16 protein-coding genes are annotated in these 16,545 nt (G+C 45.4%); 4 read left to right on the forward strand and 12 right to left on the reverse strand.

The window, feature by feature from the left end:
* Positions 1-22 precede the first annotated feature (22 nt).
* The 8 genes from HQM11_06165 to HQM11_06200 form a co-directional block, all read right to left on the reverse strand.
* A complete protein-coding gene (locus HQM11_06165) occupies positions 23-2,851 on the reverse strand; it encodes a chemotaxis protein CheA (GenBank protein MBF0350596.1) in 2,829 nt (942 codons plus the stop codon).
* Between the two features lie 2 nt (positions 2,852-2,853).
* Positions 2,854-3,279, reverse strand: a complete 426-nt coding sequence (locus HQM11_06170) for a response regulator (protein MBF0350597.1) — start codon at positions 3,277-3,279, stop codon at positions 2,854-2,856.
* Between the two features lie 2 nt (positions 3,280-3,281).
* Entirely contained in the window at positions 3,282-3,650 is a 369-nt protein-coding gene (locus HQM11_06175) for a response regulator (GenBank protein MBF0350598.1), read from the reverse strand.
* Between the two features lie 269 nt (positions 3,651-3,919).
* A complete protein-coding gene (locus HQM11_06180; protein MBF0350599.1) occupies positions 3,920-4,750 on the reverse strand; it encodes a protein-glutamate O-methyltransferase CheR in 831 nt (276 codons plus the stop codon).
* Between the two features lie 37 nt (positions 4,751-4,787).
* Positions 4,788-5,852 carry a chemotaxis response regulator protein-glutamate methylesterase gene (locus HQM11_06185; GenBank protein ID MBF0350600.1) on the reverse strand — a complete coding sequence of 355 codons (1,065 nt, stop codon included), beginning with the start codon at positions 5,850-5,852 and terminating at the stop codon, positions 4,788-4,790.
* 56 nt (positions 5,853-5,908) lie between these two features.
* Positions 5,909-7,414, reverse strand: coding sequence for a chemotaxis protein CheW (locus HQM11_06190; protein ID MBF0350601.1), 1,506 nt, complete (start codon positions 7,412-7,414; stop codon positions 5,909-5,911).
* A 149-nt stretch (positions 7,415-7,563) separates the two neighbouring features.
* On the reverse strand, positions 7,564-9,063 hold the full coding sequence (locus HQM11_06195; protein MBF0350602.1) for a sigma-54-dependent Fis family transcriptional regulator: 1,500 nt from the start codon (positions 9,061-9,063) through the stop codon (positions 7,564-7,566).
* Between the two features lie 39 nt (positions 9,064-9,102).
* On the reverse strand, positions 9,103-10,434 hold the full coding sequence (locus HQM11_06200) for a PAS domain S-box protein (protein MBF0350603.1): 1,332 nt from the start codon (positions 10,432-10,434) through the stop codon (positions 9,103-9,105).
* A gap of 252 nt (positions 10,435-10,686) precedes the next feature.
* Between HQM11_06200 and HQM11_06205 the strand changes: the two genes are divergently transcribed.
* From HQM11_06205 to HQM11_06220, 4 genes are all read left to right on the forward strand, one after another.
* Positions 10,687-10,953 carry an acyl-CoA-binding protein gene (locus HQM11_06205; GenBank protein MBF0350604.1) on the forward strand — a complete coding sequence of 89 codons (267 nt, stop codon included), beginning with the start codon at positions 10,687-10,689 and terminating at the stop codon, positions 10,951-10,953.
* 120 nt (positions 10,954-11,073) lie between these two features.
* Entirely contained in the window at positions 11,074-12,537 is a 1,464-nt protein-coding gene (gene gatA / locus HQM11_06210) for an Asp-tRNA(Asn)/Glu-tRNA(Gln) amidotransferase subunit GatA (GenBank protein MBF0350605.1), read from the forward strand.
* A 142-nt stretch (positions 12,538-12,679) separates the two neighbouring features.
* Positions 12,680-13,141, forward strand: coding sequence for a type II toxin-antitoxin system VapC family toxin (locus HQM11_06215; protein MBF0350606.1), 462 nt, complete (start codon positions 12,680-12,682; stop codon positions 13,139-13,141).
* Positions 13,125-13,283 (forward strand): hypothetical protein, encoded by a 159-nt coding sequence (locus HQM11_06220; GenBank protein MBF0350607.1) that lies wholly within the window; start codon positions 13,125-13,127, stop codon positions 13,281-13,283. The genes HQM11_06215 and HQM11_06220 overlap by 17 nt, the downstream gene beginning before the upstream one ends.
* Positions 13,284-13,295: 12 nt before the next feature.
* On the opposite strand, the gene HQM11_06225 is transcribed toward HQM11_06220, so the two are convergent.
* From HQM11_06225 to HQM11_06240, 4 genes are all read right to left on the reverse strand, one after another.
* Positions 13,296-14,480 carry a fused response regulator/phosphatase gene (locus tag HQM11_06225; protein MBF0350608.1) on the reverse strand — a complete coding sequence of 395 codons (1,185 nt, stop codon included), beginning with the start codon at positions 14,478-14,480 and terminating at the stop codon, positions 13,296-13,298.
* 9 nt (positions 14,481-14,489) lie between these two features.
* Entirely contained in the window at positions 14,490-14,939 is a 450-nt protein-coding gene (locus HQM11_06230) for a response regulator (GenBank protein MBF0350609.1), read from the reverse strand.
* Between the two features lie 72 nt (positions 14,940-15,011).
* The gene (locus HQM11_06235; GenBank protein MBF0350610.1) at positions 15,012-16,205 is read right to left on the reverse strand and encodes a response regulator; all 1,194 of its coding nucleotides are present in this window, start codon (positions 16,203-16,205) and stop codon (positions 15,012-15,014) included.
* Between the two features lie 8 nt (positions 16,206-16,213).
* Positions 16,214-16,444, reverse strand: a complete 231-nt coding sequence (locus tag HQM11_06240) for a hypothetical protein (protein ID MBF0350611.1) — start codon at positions 16,442-16,444, stop codon at positions 16,214-16,216.
* Positions 16,445-16,545: the final 101 nt, after the last annotated feature.

A 16,545-nucleotide genomic window follows, 5' to 3' on the forward strand; every position in this document is an offset into this window, starting at 1 on the left:
CCAACCTGTCACATGAAACACATCACGAAGAAACGGCCATTTCCATTAATTCATTAGGTTCGAGAATCAAAACAATCTGTCCGTCGCCCATGATGGTTGAGCCTTTGAGTCCCGGGATGGATGCCAGATAATCCTCCAGAGGCTTCACCACAATTTCCTGCTGGTTGTATAACTGATCGACGGCGATACCAATTTCAATATTGTTGGACTGAAGCACAACGATGGCGATATTTTTTTCGGTGACTTCATCATCCCATTCCTCTTCATTCTGTGCCGCCGGAGGAAGGTTCAGCAATTTGGTCAGCGGAGTGACGCCCAGAATTTCACCACGAAGTTCCAGGGCAAGCTTTTCATTCAGATGCTTGATGGATTTTTCATTGATCTGAACGGTTTCCTTGATGGACTCCAGCGGAATGGCATACTGAGACCCATTGGCGCCCACAATCAGTGCTTCAATCACAGCCAGCGTCAATGGAAGTTTCAACCGGACGGTTGTGCCTTCACCAACTCTGGATTTGACATCTACGGTTCCCTGAATGTTGCGGATGTTGGTCATCACCACATCCATACCAACTCCTCGTCCGGAGATATCCGTGATTGCGGCGGCTGTGGAAAATCCCGGAGCAAAAATCAGATTGACCGCCTGTTCATCGGTCATGGCATCGGATTCCGCTTGGCTGATAACCCCTTTTTTCACAGCGATAGGTTTGATTATTTTCGGATCAATACCGCGACCATCGTCAATAATATCAATTGCGATGAAACTCCCCATGTGCCCGGCCTTGAGAATGATGTTTCCCTGTTCATCCTTCCCACAGGCTTTACGGGTGTCTGGTGGTTCGATGCCATGGTCACAACTGTTCCTGATAATATGGACCAGTGGATCGCCAATTTCCTCAACAATACTTTTATCAACCTCAGTGTATTCTCCAACCATTTGAAGAGAGATTTTCTTGTCTGTTTTTCTGGCAATATCCCTGACAATCCGTGGCATTCGCTGAAACACGGTCTTCACCTGAACCAGACGCATTTCCATCAGATTGTCCTGCAGATTGTCCGAAATACGACTGATATTGTTTTCAATCTGTTTAATATCCCGGATCACATCCGCAATGTTCTGGTTGGAGTCCAGACTGTCAGCCAGATGCTTGAACGTGTTTCGCGCGATGATCAATTCGCCGATCAGGTTCATGAAGCGATCAAGGCGACTTGCATCCACCCGCATCGTTTTGGCTTCCGCAGCTTTGGCCCCCCCTTTATCGTCTTTGTCAGCGCCTTTTTTAGGGCTATCTTCGTCCTGATCTTCGGCTTTTGCTGCTTTTTTCGGTTTCTCTACGGGTGGTGGTGGCGGTGCTTTTTCAACTTTTGCCGGTGGCGGTGGCGGTGTTTCTTTGGGTTTTTCCGGAGTTTTGACTACAGGTTTGGGTGGCGCAGGTTGTTTTGCGGGCGTCACTGTGCCACCTGTTTGAAGGCTTGCGATGTCATTCGCGATTTGATCATGAATTGGAAAAACCTGATCCTTCAACACAATTTCGCTTTGCTCAATTTCGCCACCAAGCATTTTCAGCAGGATTTCTTCATAGACGCCAATTTTTTGTTCAAGAGCTTTCTGCCCACAGTAACCGGCGCCACTACCCAGCGTTTTCAGCGAACGATGCAGGGTAATCAGCGAGTGTTCATCCAGAATGCCTTTATTCATTTCCTGACGATAGGCTTTCAGAACTTCGAGTTGCTGTTTGGCTCCATCCAGAAATACGGCTAAGGGATCCTTTGCTTTTTCAGGTTTGGGTGTGGTGGGCACTTCTGCCGGTGCGGCCTGTGCATTCGACTCCATCACATTGTCCAATAGTGTCGCGACTTCCGCAATTTCAATGACTTGAGCATAGTCTTCAATTTTAACATAAAAGACCATGGTCCGGAGAATATCAATGCTACGAAAAACGATATCGCCAATATCCTTGGTATAAGGCAATTTGCCTTTTCGCAGATGATCGAACACATTTTCCACACGGTGACTGAGCAGTTCAATCTGTTTCAACTGCACATAGGCCGCGGTTCCCTTGATGGAATGGATCGCACGGAAAAACGAATTGATCGGTTCTGACGCACCGGGACTTTCCTCCAGTGCCAGCAAACTTTCCTCAATCGTTTCGAGATGTTCTTCTGCTTCAAGGACAAACTGACCAAGCAACTCATTGGAAACCTGTGACAGGAGTGCTGGATCGACCAGCGGTGAGAGCGGATATTTCGCCAGACTTTCTTCACGAGACACTGCACTCACCGCAACCGGAGTTGGGGCTACAGGTTCAGACACCGGTTCAGGAGGGGTCTGTCCATAGGTGCTCATGAGTTCGTCAAAATCCAGTTGGGGCTTGATGTGCGCTGGAATTGAAACATTTTCTGTTACTTCCTCAACGATTTCTGCCTCCGCTTCGATGGCACCACCCGAACGAAGAACCGCATCAGAACCAGTTTCCACGATTTTCACAAGAATTTTGACAATTTCGGTCACATCCGGTGATTCCCCTTCGCCAACCAGCGCAAACACCAGTTCCTTGAGTTTGTCAATGGCAGGCAGCAGGAAGTCCAGCAACACAGGGGTCATTTCCATTTTATTCTGACGCACCAGGTCAAAAACGGATTCCAGTTTGTGCGATAGCGAACTGATTTCTGTCAGGCCCATGAAGCCTGCGGTCCCCTTGAGGGTGTGCATCACCCGAAACAGATTGTTCAGGATGGAAGGATCTTCTGTGGAATCCTCCATTGCCATCAAGTCTTCTTCCATGGAGTCAAAAGCTTCGCGACTGTCCTCAACAAAGCCTTCTATCATTTCTTTTAAATCATCATCCATGGTCATCCTCTCCTGAAAGTATCCTGCATCACCTGATGCCAGCGTTGTGCCCTTGCTTCTGCCTCAAGAACTGCGGTTTGCAGCAAAGTGATATCTGTGAAGGGTTTGGTGAAATAATCACAGGCACCGTTTCCAAGACAATCGACAACAAAATCCAGACTTGAATAACCGGTCATCATAATGATCTGCGTCAGAGGGTTTATTTTTTTTAAATGAACCAACAGTTCATTGCCCAGCATTCCAGGCATTTGAATATCCAGCAGTACCAGATGGAACAATTCATCACGCATCAGTCTGATCGCATCCTGAGGATCTCCACAGCATTTGATAAACAGACTGGAGGATTCAAAAATCATGGAAAGCGTTTTGAGAATGACGGGTTCATCATCCACAATCAGCAGTTTTATTCCAGACGGTGCGATGGCCATCTTTATTCTCCGACCAGCATTTTTGCGTTCTGGACCAGTTCTTCAGATTTAACCGGTTTGATCACATATAAATTTGCTCCGGCTTTGAATCCTTTCAATTTGTCTTCAGCTTCAGACTCGGTCGAAATGATAATGATGGGTGTCTGGGTATATTGGGATTCTTTACGAATTGCCTCACACAACGCATAGCCATCCATCTTGGGCATATTCACGTCGGTCACAATCAGATCAAATTGTGATTCCAGGAGTTTTTCCATAGCTTCGTACCCATTGCTGGCCTCCACCACCTCAAAACCTCCGGATTTTAGCATAAATGAATGAATATTTCTTACGATTGCTGAGTCATCAACAACTAATACTCGCTTTGCCATGTCTGATTCCTTCCTTAAATAAATGAATCAATACCAATAAAATAGGCCCCCTTGAGGTATCTTCTAGGGATATAACAAAAATAACGGGGATTCCAAAGAAATACTTTCAATTAATCACAACAAATTCAAAAAGCGTTCAGCCGTCAGCTATCAGTTTTCAGGAATTCTCAAGGCATGGAAGCCAAACGATATTTTCTGCTATTGAGTCATAATGCTTCTGAGACGCATAAACACTGAAAGCTTACCAAATTCAAACTTCAGTGCCCCGGTTATTTCTGGTACGACAATGATTTTTTGAATTTGACCAGACGAAACGCGGCGCTGAGGCGTCCTACTGATTCGGAATGGCCCAGAAAAATAAAACCATTCTTGTTCAGTGCGTCGTATAAAAAATTAATTACCATTTTTCGAGACGCGTCATCGAAATAAATCAGAACATTACGGCAGAAAATGAAATCCTTTTGCCGTTCCTGCCTCATGGCAAAACGATCCACCAGATTCATCCTGCGAAACTCTACCATTGAAACAATTTCGCGATGCAGTTGATACAAGCCATTGTTCAATGGTTTGAAATAACGGGACAAAATATTTCTCGGCACATCCTTGATGGACCGACTGTCATAAATGCCTTCCTGAGCTTTAGCCAGCACCTTGCGATCGAGATCTGTTGCCAGTAAATTGATCTTCCAGCGTGCCAGATCAGGAATGTTTTCTTTCAACATGATCGCAATGGTGTAGATTTCTTCGCCAGAGGAACATGCCGCACTCCAGAGGTTGAGCTGATAGTCCCCGGCTTTCCGTTTTTCCTGAAGGATCAGCGGCAAGGCCTCTTCCACGAAAGATTCCATTTGGGGAATATGCCGGTAAAAATACGTTTCATTGGTAGTCAGTGATTCAACGAGTGCCCAGAACTCATTGGGATCACTCTCAAATTTGAGTGCCCGATAATAATCCTGAAATGAGTTGTATCCTCCTTCCAGCATTCTTTTCTCGGCACGTTTTTCGACAAAATACAGTTTTTTCTCATCAAAAAATAATCCTGATTTACTGTAAATAATGTCACGTAGCCTGTAAAATTCCTCCAATTCCAGTTTTTCCATGGATTTCCGTTACATAGTTCTGGCGACTGAAGCATTTTCAGAAACTGTGCGCATGATACAGTTCCACAAGTTTGCTGGCAATTTTATGAGACGGCAGCACAAATTCAGCACCACCGCGTTCAATGGCACGTTTGGGCATACCAAATACAGTGCAGGTTTCTTCCGCTTCGACAACGCTGTGTCCTCCCAGTTTTCTAAGGCGAACGACACCATCGGCACCATCCGATCCCATACCAGTCAAAATCACACCCAACCAGTTTTTTCCAAGGTGATCGCACAGGGACTGGAATAAAACATTGACCGACGGACAGTTGATATCCGATTGACTTCCATGCCGTATGTTAATGAACCGGACCAGTTCATTACGCACAGAGATTTCCATATGTCGTCCGCCGGGAGCGATATAAATGGTTCCCCGTTCAATGATTTCCATGTTCTCGGCCTCTTTCACGGTCATGGGACAGACATCGTTGAGATGAGCCGCAAGTTTGGCTGTAAATTTTTCCGGCATGTGTTGCACGATCAGGATGCTCAGATTCAGTTCCGCCGGAATCTGCGGAAGAATTTGATAGAGCGTCCCCGGACCGCCAGTAGAAACCCCCAGACCAATGATCCGTGAACCATCTGTTTTTCCAGGCAACACCCGATGATGCACTTTCTGGACAGACTCATGATAAACAGGCTTGAATTTGAATTTCTGTCGTTTGCCTTCAGTCGCGGCCAGATGAATTTTTTCCAGCAGATGATACGTTTCCCGGTCAATGTCCAGCGATATTGACCCGGAAGGCTTATGAATGAAATCAAACGCTCCCTGCGAGAGAGCCTGAATTGTTTCTTCTGCGCCTTCATCTGTCAGCGCGCTGACCATGATTACCGGCAAGGGACATTCCCGCATGATGTGTCCCAGGGCTTCAAGCCCATCCATGACAGGCATGTTGATGTCCAGTGTCATGACATCCGGTTTCAAGGCCTTGACCTTATCAACCGCTTCCTGTCCATCAGAGGCCGTGCCAATCACATGAATGGCCGGATCTGTTTCCAGCATTTTTTTAATTTCACTCCGCATCAACGCGGAATCATCTACAACCAATACTCGTATCATGCTTATTAATTTTCATTACAGGCCTTTTCCTGTGGAATTGGCCAAAATTCTTGGTTTCAGGGGGATTCCAGCAATGCGGGTTCAATATCGCCATCGTAAAATTCGGCCTGACTCAAAGTTTCCGGAGTGTCAATCAGAATGACGATTTCACCTTTTTCAGAAGTTCTTCCGATGCCTTCAACAAATTCATTGTATTGACGATTGATGCCTACCGGTTTTTCAAAAAGGTTGTAGGGAACATGATCTATCCCCAGAATCTGATCCACTTGAAATCCTGCTTTCTGATCATTCACTTCAATAATGATAATGCGTGTTTTTTCAGAGACAGGCAATGGTTGATTTCCAAAAAAAGTAGCCATTTCAATGATGGTGATCACATCGCCCCGGAGATTGATCACGCCTTTCACAAACGGTGGCGCCTTGGGAACCCTGACCATTTTCTGGATCGTTGTGATTTCATTGATTTCCAACACGCGAACCGCGAATGTTTCTTCTCCGACTTTGAATTTCAGAATGGAAATTATTTCGGAATGGGTTTCCTCTTCGGATGTTTCATCTTCAATGTCATTGAGTTCATCTCTAAGCTGCTGAAGATGTGCCTGTTCGTCTTCTGTAAGCAGGCTTGGCAGGTTCAACGCCATGATGACTTCAGTATGATCATTGCGTTTGATTTTGATAATACCATCCAGTTGTTCAGCACTGCGTCCACTGATATTGGGCGGAGGTGGCACAATATCATTTTCCAGGACATGAAAGACTTCTGTGATTTGATCCACAATCAATCCCATCATCAATCGGTCATCATTGACAATCAGGACCGATGTGTCTTCCGTGTAAGCGATATCAGGGAGTAAAAAACGACGCCCAAGCCGGAGAATAGGCAATGCCTGGTCCCGTTGATAAAAAATGCCTTCAATTTTATCGGCCATTTCCGGCACCAGTGTGATTTTGGGCATTTCAATGATTTCTTCGACATAATTGATATCCAGCGCATAATAGTCCTGATTCAGTCTGAAACCGATCAGAATGCGTTCCCGATACGTTTTTGAAACCTGAAGCGGATGAGCCAGGTTTGTTTTCTTGTCATCTTTGGGAATATGATTGTGCAGCACAAGTTCGGCAGGGTCGATCAGCAGATCAGTGTCAATCAGCAGAAGGACTCCTTCGTTCTGGCGAACTGATCCGAAAATGTAACTGGACTCTGAACGGCTGACAATGGCGGGTGGCGGTCGAACATCTTTGCTGTTGATGGGCAACACCCGGGTCACAGCATCCACAATCATCCCTACTTTAACACCATTGACCGAGACAATCAGAATCCGTGTCATATTGGTGGGAACCGCGGCTGGCATATGAAACCGGTTACGCAGATCAATCACGGAAATCACCTCACCACGAAGATTGATCATTCCTGAAAAATAGTAGGGAGCCCGGGGAACAGGGGTTATTTTGTCCGGTAAGGTAATAATCTCTTCCACAGCATGAATCAGAACACCAAAAATTTCCTGATTTACCATGAAGGTCACAAACTGTGAAATATCTGAACGTGGATCCAGTTTCATAGATTAACTTTGATGGTCAGAGATTGGCAATAGACAGTCCTTATTTTCAGAAACATAGTATGACACAAACTGTCATGTCTATTTGGATATATAAATTCTTGAGTCCTTTGTGAATAGTAAAAATCAGTTTGATCACAAAACTTTATTTTTTATGCTTCGTCCAGGTCGCCATCGTCCCCGTCTTCTCCATCAATTTTATACTCATTGAGCTTGTTTCTTAAGGTGCGAATACTGATTCCCAAAATTTTTGCGGCATGAGTCCGATTGCCTTCTGTTTTTTTCAAAGTTTCCAGAATGAGTGTTTTTTCAGCTTCCTTCATGGACATCCCTACTTCGATTCCCAGCGATTCGCTACCGGCAGGAATTCTGGTGGAGGCCGTTGCCGTTGCCGTCGCGGCGACGATCGTCGATGCGGCGACAGACTGTGCTTCGGCATAGGCGTTATCTTGCAGGGCTGAAGAAAATTTTGCGTGATTGTGCATCAACAGATGTTGTGGCATAATCTCTTTGCCATTACACAACAGCATGGAGCGTTCAATCACATTTTCCAGTTCCCGCACATTTCCACGCCAATTGTAATTCATCAGCACTTCCAGGGTTCCCTGTACCAGTATGGGTTGTTCACGGTTGTTGAGACGGGAATGTTTTTCCAGAAAATGACCCACCAATACCGGAATGTCATCTTTTCGTTCCCGCAAGGGAGGAAGTTCCAGTGGAATCACATTCAACCGGAAATAAAGATCTTCACGGAATTTGCCTTCTTCCACCAGTTTGAGCATATCCCGGTTGGTGGTGGCGATAACTCGCACATCGACCAGAAGCGGTTCTTTTCCGCCGACTTTGTCAATTTCATGTTCCTGAAGCACCCTGAGCAGTTTGGCCTGAAGGGGAACGGCCATTTCACTGATTTCGTCCAGCAGGATGGTTCCACCATGGGCTTGCTCAAATTTTCCACGATGATCCTGATTGGCTCCGGTGAAGGCGCCTTTTTTGTATCCAAACAACTCGCTTTCCAGCAGTGTATCGGGCAGAGCCGCACAATTCACCGCGACAAACGGTTTGCCTGCCCTGTCTGATTGCTGGTGAATATAGCGGGCCAGCAATTCTTTTCCGGTTCCACTCTCGCTCTGAATCAGGACCGTCGCTTTACTCATGGCCACATTTCTGACCACATGCAGCAATGCCAGCATGTGTCTGTTTTGTGTGACAATGTCTTTGAACAGATCCGGAGATGTTGCCTTTTTCAAAGGTTCATTACGGGATTGTGCCTGTGGTGCCCGTTCCTTGAATGCCAATGCCCGTTCAACGACGAAATTGAATGTTTCAAAATTGAAGGGCTTCAGGATATAATCAAACGCACCATGTTTCATGGCTTCCACAGCCGTTTCAATGGTGCCATAAGCTGTGACCATGATGATCGGCATGACTGGATCCAGTGCTTTGATATCCTTGAGCAGTTCCAGACCACTCCGTTTGGGCATGGTCATGTCGGTGATCACCATTGAATATTTTTTGTCCTTGAATTTTTTCAGTGCGTCAATGGCGTTATGGGAAAGTTCAACTTCGTATCCGCAGTGCTTGAGAGTTTCGGACATGGCAATACGCATTTCCACTTCATCATCTACAATGAGTATAGGATACTCTGTCATAACCGTGATTCCTTTCAATTAGTTCCTGGTTTAATACGTTCAGAAAGAATCTTCATCCAATATTGGAAAAAGCAACGTCACATTGGTGCCCTGGCCTGCTTCACTTTCCACATCAATCACCGCACTGTGAGACTCAATGATGTTGTGAACAATGGAAAGTCCGAGGCCGGTTCCCCGCTCCTTGGTCGAGAAAAACGGATCAAATATTTTCTTTTTCACATCAGGTGTCATCCCCATTCCCGTATCTCGTACCGTAATTTCAACCAATTTCAAACTTTTCCTCCGGTATCCGGGAAGATGCTGAAACCGCTTGAGCAGTTTTTTATTTTTCGTCTGTAAATTTCTGGTACTCAGAATCAATGTTCCGGGTTCCAGCATGGACTGAATGGAATTCATGATCAGATTATGGAACACCTGTTTCAGCAATTCAGTTTCTCCCAGAATGGTGGTCATCTGTGCTGAAAAATTTGTTTCGAGCTGAATATCATTATGCTCAATCAGATACTTGCAGAAATCCAGCATTTCGTACAAGAAGGCATGGACATCCAGTCTTTCCTTCCGGACATGGCGCGGTTTGGTAAATTCCAGCAGATTTGAAATGATATGATTCATGCTTTTGATCGCAGAGGAAATATGCTCAATCAATGTTTGCTGCTGAGTGCCCGGAGGAAGTTCTTTTTTTAACAGGGACGAAAACAATTCAATGCTTCCCAGCGGATTTCTGATTTCATGAGCAATGGTGGCCGCCATTTCACCCATGACCGTGAACCGGTTCTTGCGGTCGGCTTCCGCTTCCAGTTTTTTCAGGTCCGTAATGTCCTGCACATTGATGATCAATCCCAGCACATCGTTTTTTTCGCTGTACATCAACGAAATATAAAGTCTGAATTTAAGCCGGGTGTCATCATTTTTAATATACTCAATTTCCTGTTCATCCACCTGTTTATAGGGTTCCAGCAACGCCATGGTCATTTGCGGCGGCAGGACTTCTACTTTCAGCAGTTCATTCAGATGTTTGCCATGAAACTCTTCGGCCATCGCACTGGTCATACGGAGAACCGTCTGATTGATCGAGGTGATGATTCCATCAAGATCTGTCACAATAATGCCAATGGCAGAGCTTTCAAAAATATTGGACAGGTAGTTTTTTACCCGTTCCTTTTCCAGCAGATTCTGTTCAAGTTCCTTGTTTTTTCTGGCCAGTTCATGATTCAGTTCATCAACTTTTTCCTCAATCCCTCGATAATATTCCCTGAGTTTGACTGTGGCCTGATTGAATGCCTCGAATCCCTGCATTAATAATTGAGAGTTGATCGGGTCTTTTTCCGTGATCTCAATAGCCAGGGGCTCCAGTTCCGGTTTTTGCGTCATAATTCGGATAAGAAAAAGGTGATAAAGACAAATCAAAATGATTCAATGCCCTCATGCACAAAATGTACATTTTTTTCATGATGACAAAAGTTAACTGATTTATCCCGCTGAAAACCCGCATGAATACGGCCATTGCGGGAAAAACCAAATGATCTGACGAACAGCTTGAATTTTTAATTTATATAAGGAAGGTTAACCTAGTTTCCGGCGAAAGCCGTCATCAATTGATCAACCATCCATTCAGGAGAACACATGGCATCTCAAGAGCAATTTGAAGACGCGGCAAAACAGGTTCAAAATCTACCAAGCCGCCCGGGCAATGATGAACTGCTTCAACTTTATGCACTTTACAAGCAGGGTTCCGAAGGCGATGTCAAAGGTGACAGGCCAGGTTTCGCAGATTTTGCCGGACGAGCTAAATATGACGCATGGGCCAAGCAAAAAGGCAAAACCCAGGATCAGGCAAAACAGGCTTATGTGGACATGGTCGAAGGTCTGAAGAAAAAATACGCGGGTTGATCATTACCGTTAAAAGCACCTCCATCAGCAGGGCGCGTTTTATTCCAGACGTGTCCCTGACTTGCCAGTTTCTTCCTGAAATTCATTCCATTTTTGCCTTAACCCGAGCCGATTGTCATTATGCTGTTTGATACCCCTTTTGTTTCTCTTGTAAGCCAGATTGAACGTCAAACGATTCAGGCTACCGCGCTGGTCAATGCGGTTTATGATCATATTGAAAAATTCAATCAGGAATTGAATGTCTATCTGTCTTACCTGCCCCGCAGCAAGGCACTGGAACAGGCCCACCGTATTGATGAAAAAGCAAAATCAGGACAACCGCTGGGAAAACTCGCAGGCATCCCCTTCTCGGTCAAAGCGAATATTTGTGTGGCGCAGAAAGAACTGACCAATCATTGTGCTTCAAGAATTCTGGAGAATTTCAATTCACCATACAATGCGACGGTCATCCAGAAACTGCTGGATGAAGACGCGATTCTGATTGGCATCACGAACATGGATGAATTCGCCATGGGCTCTTCCACAGAAAATTCCGCGTTTGGTGTGACAAAAAATCCCTGGGACCTCTCTCGTGTACCCGGCGGCAGCAGCGGCGGTGCGGCAGCATCGGTAGCCACAAGGATGGCGTTTTTCGCTCTGGGCTCTGACACCGGCGGCTCTGTAAGGCAACCGGCTTCGTTCTGCGGTGTTACCGGACTCAAACCCACTTATGGGGCCTTGTCTCGATATGGCTTGATTGCCTATGGATCATCACTGGATCAGATTGGCTGTATCACCCAGCGTGCTGAAGACAGCCACACCATTTTTTCAATCATCCATGGCTATGATTCCCATGACAGCACTTCCTCCACTTATGATTGGACAGACTCACCGGCTGTTGATCTTTCAGCCTTACGTTTCTGCCTTCCTGAAGAATACATGGATCCTGAAGCGATTGAACCTGAAGTGATTGAAAGCGTCAACGCGATGGTTGAAACTTTGAAAAACAACGGTGCCACGGTTGAAACACGGTCACTGGATTTTCTGATACACGGAGTTCCCGCATATTATATTCTCGCTTTTGCGGAAGCCAGTTCCAATCTCGGACGGTTTGACGGAATCCGCTATGGAGTACGAGGTGATGAATCATCATTGGAAACGGTGTATCGTTCTTCACGGGGAAATGGATTTGGCAAGGAAGTCAAACGGAGAATCATGCTGGGTACCTTTGTGCTGAGTTCGGGATATTACGATCAGTATTACGGCAAAGCAAACCGGGTACGGCAATGGATCGGCAAGGAAATGGACAAGGTTCTGGGCGAATTTGATTTCATTCTGGGGCCTACAGCGCCGCATCCTGCTTTCAAACTGGGAGAAAAAACCGAAAATCCGCTGACGATGTATCTGGCAGACATCTGCACAGTCGTCTCTAACCTGGCACAGACTCCATCCATCTCTATTCCCGGAAAACCGACAGCTTCCGGATTACCGGTAGGAATCCAGTTCATGGGCAAACGCCATGATGATTTCAGAATGCTGAAGACTGTGCAGGCCCTTCAAGCGGTGACGACGCATCATCAACGCATGCCGGATCTCATTTCCTGAAATGGTTCCGTAGGATGGGTAGAGCGTTAGCGAAACCCATTGAGTTTTGTTGGGTTTCACTTCGTTCTCCCCAACCTACCCACCATGCCAAACCGAAAATTAAACAGCCCTGCTATCAACAGGAGTCGTTATGAATAAAAAAATATTGCGAATCTACGTGGATACATCTGTTTTCGGGGGAATGTTTGATGAAGAGTTTTCCGACATTAGCCAACGGTTTTTTAAGCAGGTGAGTGAAGGTCGATTCAAATTGGTTACTTCAGCAGTAGTTCAACAAGAACTGGAACCTGCTCCTGAAAAAGTGAAACAGCTATTTCAGAAAATGTTGCCATTAGCAGACATTGTCAGCATCGAACGAGAAGCGTTAGAATTGCAGCAAGCATACATTACAGAAGGAGTCGTCACTGCAACATCTGCTCTGGACGCGCTTCATGTTGCTTTAGCGACGGTGAACGGTTGTGATCTGATAATTAGTTGGAACTTCAAACATATTGTACATTTTGACAAGATTCCGATGTATAATGCCGTCAATACACTGAAAAACTTTGGGCACATTGACATATATTCGCCAAGGGAGGTGATTCACTATGAAGAAGATATTTGATTGCGTGGAAATGAAACGGGAAGGAGCTAAAAAAATTCTGGAACAATTACAAGGGATAACGATTGAACAGCAATTAGACTACTGGAAATTGATAGAAAAAAAAATAAAGGAAAAGGCGAATCCACAATATTCCATAAACTGAAAATGTGAATCACTATTCTGAGTCACACGCCTCAATCCCAACCATGGTGAGATCGTCGTTCAACTCGGTATTTCCAGAAAATTCCATCGCATGAGTCAGCAGGGTCTCCATGATGTCTGTGATGGAGCGATCATAAGCGGTGCTCAGCAGGTTCTTGCAGCGTTTTAAGCCAAAAATTTCATGTTTTTCATTTTCTATTTCCAGTAACCCATCCGTAAACAGCACCAACTTGTCTCCCGGATAAAAAGGGATTTGGGCATCCTCGAAACGGGCCAGATCTGAAGGAATAATTCCCAGGAGTGCGCCATGACGATCCAGAAGTTCCACATCAGGTTGTCTGGATCTGATGTATACGCCAGGAGGGTGGCCTGCCGACGCATAGAACAATGATTGCCGGTGGGGATCATAGATGGCATAGAATAGTGTCGCGAACTTTTCATCCGGAATTTTTTGATACAGCGCGTCATTGAGGCGCTGTAAGGTTCTGGCGGGTGAACTATTTTCAAAAGCAAACGTTTTGAACAATCCATATATCATGAAAGACAGCATGGCAGCCGAAACCCCATGACCTGTTACATCAGCGATCATGATTCCAATTTTATCTTCAGGCAATAACAGCACATCATAAAAATCACCACCAACCTTTTCTACCGGAATGAATCGGGTGGCAACAGTCGCGCGGGGAAATTGAATGAAGGAATGAGGTAATATGGCCTGTTGCAGGGAGCGTGCTTGTTCAAGATCCGCCATCATTTTGAGATTGACCGCATACAACTCGCGCTGGTGATCCTCAATTTTTCGTAACATGGTTGATTTTTCGATGGCATTCAGCATGGCACGATACAGAGATGCGGATGTGATCTGCCCTTTGATCAGATAGTCCTGAACTCCCATCTTCATGGCATTGACCGCAATGGATTCATCGCCCTGTCCTGTAAGAAAAATAACAGGTTTATCATAGTCGTTGGCCAGCATGGCCTGGAAAAGTTCTATTCCGGTGCGGGAACCTAATTGATAATCAATCAGGCAGATGTCATGCGGAGCCTGACAGGATGTTACGAGAGCCTGCTCGAACGTGGCACACCATTGAAGTTCTATCAGCGTCTCATGAATATCCTCAACAAGCATCCGGGTGATGAAACAGTCATCTTCGGAATCATCAACCAGCAGAACTCGAATTACCGTTTGTTGTTCCATGTTGCGGCCTCAGGTGCGGGTAGGGAGTTTGACAAATGTCAGCCAGAAATTCTCAATACTTTTGATCACCTTGATGAACTGTTCAAAATCTACCGGTTTGACGATGTAGCTGTTGACATGCAGTTTATACATCCGGTGGATGTCATCGGCACTTTCTGAGGTTGTCAGGACAATAACCGGCAATTCTGTAAACCTTGGATCTTCACGTATCTGTTTGAGTACCTGACGGCCGTCAATTCCCGGAAGATTGAGATCAAGCAATACCAGATCAGGCAAAACGGCATCCTGGTATGGATTTTCTTTTCTTAAAAATCTGAGAGCGCTTTCACCATCGTTCACCACATGCAGGTTATTTTTAATTTTGCCTTCCTTGAGTGCTTCCTGAGCCAGAAACACATCATCCGGGTTGTCTTCCACCAGCAGCAGTTCGACAGGTTGACCCATAGATTCTGTATGCATAAATTCTCCATTAAATTAATTGGATTGTTAAGGATTGATCGGATCAGAACCTAATGATTTCACCATCAGGTTTCAATCTTTAATTACGGTAAACGCGACATGCGTCAGGAAATCCTCAAGTTCGTCAATCATTCCGGTAAAGATTTCCACATCGTCTGACGGACAGTTTTCCAGAGACCGTCCCTGCGCATTCACCTTGTCCAGATTATGAGAGCCTCTGATTTTGTGTCCCAGTTTGCGGATGGCCTCAAAATCTTTTTGCTCCAGCGCGTTCCTGAGTTCCTGACACTGATTGCGTTTACTCTCGAGGATTTTGGGCATGATGGGTGCCAGCATCCTTGGGATTGCGACTTGATATACAGTCACGTCTTCGGCTATTGCGGACGTAGAGGTCCCTGTTTTCGGAGGCGTATGTCGCCCCAATGCGGATAGAATAATGCTCTTTGCGGTTTCATACGTCAGCGGTTTGATCAAATAGCTGTCACAACCGGCATCCAGACATTTTTGTAATTCCTCTTTAAATGCATGGGCGGTCAACGCCAGAATCGTTGTCGGTGTTTTTTTCTGTGACTGTTCCCATTGCCGGATCTGTCGGGTTGCTGAATATCCATCCAGCACAGGCATTTGCATGTCTATCAGCACCAGATCATAATGATTTTTCTGAAATAAGGTCACTCCTTCCTGACCATTTTCTGCCAGATCCACGGTTCCTCCCATGATTTCCAGAAAACGTTCAATGATGATTCTGTTATCGAGTGAATCGTCTACAATCAGGGTATGAAATGGATGGGCTGTGTGGATTGCTTCGGGGTGTGTGAGGTGGTTCACATGCACCGACGATTTTTGTGTGCTTGACGGAGAGGCCTCTTTATCGACCTTGAATTTCAATGAAAAGAAAAACTCACTTCCTGTCCCCGGAGTACTTTTAAAATCAATGGTTCCTCCCATCAGTGTGACCAGACGTTTGCAAATGGCTAAGCCCAGGCCTGAACCACCATATTGTCGGGTAATCGCGGAATCCGCCTGGTAGAAATTCTGGAATATTTTCGACTGCTTATCAGGTGAAATACCAATGCCGGTATCCATGACACGAAAGTGGAGTTGACACCATTCTGATTCAGATGAAATTTTTTCATCAATCAACTCAATCAACAGTTTCACCTCGCCAGTAGCGGTAAATTTTACGGCATTTCCCAGCAGATTGAACAGAATCTGGCGCAGACGTGTGGGATCACCGATAATCCGGGAAGGAATGCCGGAATCCATAGCGCAGGTTAAATCCAGGCTTTTTTTATCCGTTTCCGGAGCTCTTCAGCGATATCCACAATGATGCCATGCACATGACCGTCTATTTCATAAATCATGGGGGGCAACGCATGATTTCCCAGAAACAGAAGGGGATGTTCCGGAATTGCTGTGTGGCCGTCAGACTCCGCAAACAAGCGCGATTCCTGAAGCATCAGGAATAAAATCAATAGCAAAAAAATGTGTTTGAAATTTTTCATAAATGATTACCGCCTTAATAATTGGTAAGCGTTCAACTTTCAGTGTTTATGCGCTTCAGAAGCATTATAACTCAATAGCAGAAAATATTGTTTGGCTTCCA

This window comes from SAR324 cluster bacterium (genome assembly GCA_015232315.1).
Lineage (GTDB): Bacteria > SAR324 > SAR324 > SAR324 > NAC60-12 > JADFZZ01.